Source organism: Dysosmobacter sp. (genome assembly GCF_052306735.1).
Lineage (GTDB): Bacteria > Bacillota > Clostridia > Oscillospirales > Oscillospiraceae > Oscillibacter.
Map to the genome: position 1 here is coordinate 1 of NZ_DAWBAJ010000073.1, position 4,496 is coordinate 4,496.

A 4,496-nucleotide genomic window follows, 5' to 3' on the forward strand; every position below is an offset into this window, starting at 1 on the left:
AGCAAGGAGTGCTGCCGCCCCGCACTATTATTCAGAGAGGGGGAATTTCCATGACAGACCAGAAAGCCTATCAAGAATATATCCAGCGCAGGTACAACGCCTCTTGCAAGGCTGTTATCCGCTGTGCCTGACAGCGTCCGTCCGTGCCGGAATTATGTAGAGCTCCACATAATTCTGTTGTATTTCCCAGCCTTTTGTGATACTATTTTGATACTAATAAACTTTACAGCCGAAAATAGCAGGTGGAATATTAACATATTTGCGAAAGTTTTTCCTGCGAAATCACCTCAAATACACCCTACTATATCTGAATTTGCCGAGTGGGAATAAGCAAACAAAAAAACCGCAGGATCTGGAAAATCCAGATCCTGCGGCTTTTTTGTTTGTAAAATCTCAAATTACCGGCGGCGATGCCTGCCGGATCCGCTGCGCCGGGCGCGTCTGCGCTCCCGGCGGCGGGAGAGGGCCTCGCTGCACCGGTCAAAGAGCCACTCAAAGCCCATCTGAATAGGCACAACCAGCAGCGCCAGCACGATGAGCACCAGCCAGGCGGCAAAACTCAGCGCCGTCAGGGAGAAAACCTCTCCGTAGAAGATCATGGCAATCAACAGCCCCACTGCCATGGCGATCAGCAGCACCCAGCGCTTGACGTCCAGAGGCCGGACGGCGTAGTAGATCACCAGAATGCCGTTGATGGCCATGAGGATCACGCAGATGGTGGAGAGCTCCCCCAAGGTCAGGTGGAAGGTATAGACAAAGAGCTCCGCAAAGAGGATCACGATAATGGCCGTGAGCCCTCCCGGGAAGGCCCGGCGGAACACGTTGTGCAAAAACTTCCCCCGCACCAGGTCGTGATTGGGCTCCAGGGCCAGAAAGAAGGAGGGGATACCGATGGTGAGGGTGGAGATCAGCGTCAGCTGAATAGGCACCAGGGGATAAGGGAACGCCGCAAACAGCGTGATGAGGGCCAGGAAGAAGGAGAGGATGTTCTTCACCAGGTACAACGCCGACGCCCGCTGGATATTGTTGATGACCCGGCGGCCCTCCGCCACCACCTTGGGCATGGCGGCAAAGTCGCTGTCCAGCAGCACCAGCTGCGCCACCTGGCAGGCGGCATCGGCACCGGAGGCCATGGCCACGCCGCAGTCGGCGTCCTTGAGGGCCAGCACATCGTTGACGCCGTCTCCGGTCATGGCAACCGTGTGGCCCTGGCTTTGGAGGGCCCGGACGATCTTGCGCTTCTGATTGGGCACCACCCGGCCGAAAACCGTGTACTCCCGCACTGCCCGGGCAATGTCCTGGTCGGTCTTCAGTTCCTGGGCGTCCACATAGCGCTCCGCCCCCTGGATGCCTGCCTGGGCGGCCACAGCGGATACCGTCACCGGGTTGTCGCCGGAGATGACCTTCACCTCCACGCCCTGGTCCCGGAAGTAAGCAAATACCTTGGGGGCCGCGGGGCGGATGGGGTTCTCCAGCACAATGATGGCCATGGGCAGCACCAGCCCATGGAGCTTTCCCTCCTCCGCGCCGTCGCACTGGGCCAGCAGCAGCACCCGGCATCCCTGCCGGGCGTAAGTTTCAATGTGCTCCCGCAGGGCCTGCACATCAGACCCCAGCACATACTCCGGGGCTCCGATGACATAGGCGCCCCGGCCTGGAAAATTTACCGCACTCCACTTGGTGGCAGAGGAAAAGGGCACCGTCTCCCGGTGGGGCCAGGCGGGGCCGTAGGAGAACTTCTCCGCAACGGCCCGGGCCGTGTCGTTGTCCGGTTCCATGCAGCGGTAGAAGGCCCCCAGCACATCCGCGATCTCCGTTTCGGGGAAGGCCTCCGGGTCCAGGGGCAGTACCTCCCGCACCTCCATCTTGGGGCTGGTGACGGTACCGGTCTTGTCCACGCAGAGGACATCCACCCGGGCCAGGGTCTCGATGGCGTTCATCTCATGGATCAGCGTCCGGTTCTGGGCAAGGCGCACCACGCTCACGGCCAGGGCCACGCTGGTCAGCAGGAACAGTCCCTCGGGGATCATGCCGATGAGGGCCGCCACCATGGAGCTGACGGACTGCCGCAGCCCCAGGTCCTGCACCACATACTGATTGTAAAAGAGGGCCGCGCCGATGGGGATCAGGGCCACGCCGATAAAGCGGATCAGCCGGTCCAACGAGCGCATCATCTCACTTTTGCCGGGGCCCGCGTCCTTTTTGGCAGCCAACGTCAGCCGGGAAGCGTAGGAATCCGCTCCCACCTGATCCATCCGGGCCCGGCACTTTCCGGAGATGACGAAGCTGCCGGAGAGCAGCCGGTCTCCCGGCTGCTTGGTGACGGCGTCCGCCTCACCGGTAATGAGGGCCTCGTTGACCTGTACCTGCCCTGTGAGGACAGGGCCGTCGGCGGGGATCTGACAGCCGGCGGTGAGCTCCACCACATCCTCCCGCACCAGCTGGGCAGTGGGCAGCTCCGTCACCGCGCCGTCTCGCACCGTGCGCACCTTGGAGGCGGAGAGCAGCGAGAGCTTGTCGATGGTCCGCTTGGAGCGCAGCTGCTGCACGATGCCGATGGCGGCGTTGGCCGCCACGATCAGCAAAAAGGTGGTGTCCTTCCAGTCCCCCACCAGCAGCAGGCAGGCTGCCAGCACCACGAAGATCAGGTTAAAGTAAGTGAGCAGGTTCTCCCGGATGATCTGCTTGTCGGATTTGGTGGGAGATTCCACCGGACAGTTGTCCCATCCGTTTTCCGCCAGCTCCCGGGCCTGAGCGGCGGTGAGGCCCCGGTCAGCGGTGGGGCGGCACAGCGGAATCTCCCGGCGGGCGGCCGGCTCCTCCGGTGCCTGGTGTCTGCGTTTCATAGGCGCTTCCCTTCAAACTTTCCAAAAGTGTCGAATATGGTCTTATTATACCCGTGCCGGGGAGGATTGTACAGAGAGCGGCCCAAATTTTGCAAAAAAGCGCCCTGCCGGGAAGACAGGGCGCTTTGCGCGCAGATTCAGCGTTTATTCTCCTTGGGCAGTACCAGATTCAGCAGCACCGCCATGATGGTGGCCACCACCACAGGGGACTTGCCGAAGATCATGGTGACGCTGTCTGGGAACTGACTCAGTGCCTCGGCAGCCTGGGAGATGCCCACGCCCAGAGCGGCGGAGAGGCCCACGATGGTGGTGTTCCGGGCCGTCAGGTCCTGGGAAGCGATGAGCTTCATGCCCGTCATGGCGATGGTGGAGAATACCGTCACCGTGGCGCCGCCCAGCACGCACTGGGGGATGGTGGTCAGAAGGGCGGCAAACTTGGGGGACACGCCCGCCAGCAGCAAAAAGGCGCCGGCAAAGGTGAAGACCGTCCGGTTGACCACCTTGTTGGTCGTGACGATACCCACGTTCTGGGAGTATGTAGCCGTAGGCAGGCCGCCGAACAGGGCGGTGAGGATGTTGCTGGCGCCGTAGGCGATGATGCCGCCCTGGAGCTCCTGGTCTGTAGGCTCGCGGTTCATGCCGCCCACGGTGGTGGCGGTGAAATCGCCGATGGCCTGGATGGAATTGATGGCGAAAAGCAGCCCGATGGCAATGCAGGAGGCGGGGTCAAAGGTGACCCCGAAGTGCATGAACTTGGGCAGGGAGAACCAGGCAGCCTCACCCACGTCGGCAAAGCTCACCATGCCGAAGAACACCGCCGCCACCACATAGCCGAAGAGCATGCCGATGAGGATGGAGGCCAGCTTGCAGAGGCCCTTTCCAAAATGGTTGAGGATGATGACAGCCGCCAATGTCAGTGCCGCCACCAGCCAGTTCTGCCAGGAGCCGTAGACCAGGGCCTGGGAGGCTCCCGAGGCGGCAATGGCCTCAGCAGTGTTGGAGGTACCGCCGGCCATGTAGTTGATGGCAGTGGGGTACAGGGACAATCCGATGGTGAATACCACCGTGCCGGTGATGACAGGCGGGAACAGCAGCCGGATCTTCTTGACAAAGACGCCCACGAGGATGGCCACGATGCCGCCCACGATCATGGCGCCGGCTATGGCGCCCACGCCTCCGCCGGAGGAGGCGATGGCCTGCATGCTGGGCACATAGGCAAAGCTGACGCCCAAAATCACCGGCAGGCCGGAACCGAAGTACCGGCTGATGGGGAAGAGCTGCAGCAGCGTACACACGGCGGACATCACCAAAGACGCCTGAATCAGCAAAACCTGATCCGACTGGCTCAGGCCCACCGCGCCGGCGATGATGAGGGGCGGCGTCACGCAGCCCACGATCATGGCCACCAGGTGCTGCAGTGCCAGGGAGATGGAGGTACCGATAGGGGGAGTGCCGTGAAATTGAAAGAGCAGCTCACGGCCGTGGAGGCGGGATTCCATGCGCAGGACTCCTTTCAAATTGAAAAGGGCAGGGCCCTTAGGAGGATAGTACCGTTCTCCCTTATGATAGCATAGATTTTAGGAAAAGCAAACAAAAAATTTGGCCTATCAAAAAAATTTTTGGTTATCCGTGAAACAACTGTAAAAAACC

The 4,496-nt window shown here is 61.0% G+C and carries 2 protein-coding genes; both read right to left on the minus strand.

The window, feature by feature from the left end:
• Positions 1-398: 398 nt before the first annotated feature.
• Positions 399-2,846 (minus strand): HAD-IC family P-type ATPase, encoded by a 2,448-nt coding sequence (locus tag ACT67G_RS11605; protein WP_443664335.1) that lies wholly within the window; start codon positions 2,844-2,846, stop codon positions 399-401.
• 137 nt (positions 2,847-2,983) lie between these two features.
• The gene (locus tag ACT67G_RS11610) at positions 2,984-4,345 is read right to left on the minus strand and encodes a uracil-xanthine permease family protein (RefSeq protein WP_443664336.1); all 1,362 of its coding nucleotides are present in this window, start codon (positions 4,343-4,345) and stop codon (positions 2,984-2,986) included.
• Positions 4,346-4,496: the final 151 nt, after the last annotated feature.

Excerpts from the sequence above, each read along its gene's own strand:
- ACT67G_RS11605 (WP_443664335.1), bottom strand. The coding sequence starts at position 2,846 with ATGAAACGCAGACACCAGGCACCGGAGGAGCCGGCCGCCCGCCGGGAG.
- ACT67G_RS11610 (WP_443664336.1), bottom strand. The coding sequence starts at position 4,345 with ATGGAATCCCGCCTCCACGGCCGTGAGCTGCTCTTTCAATTTCACGGC.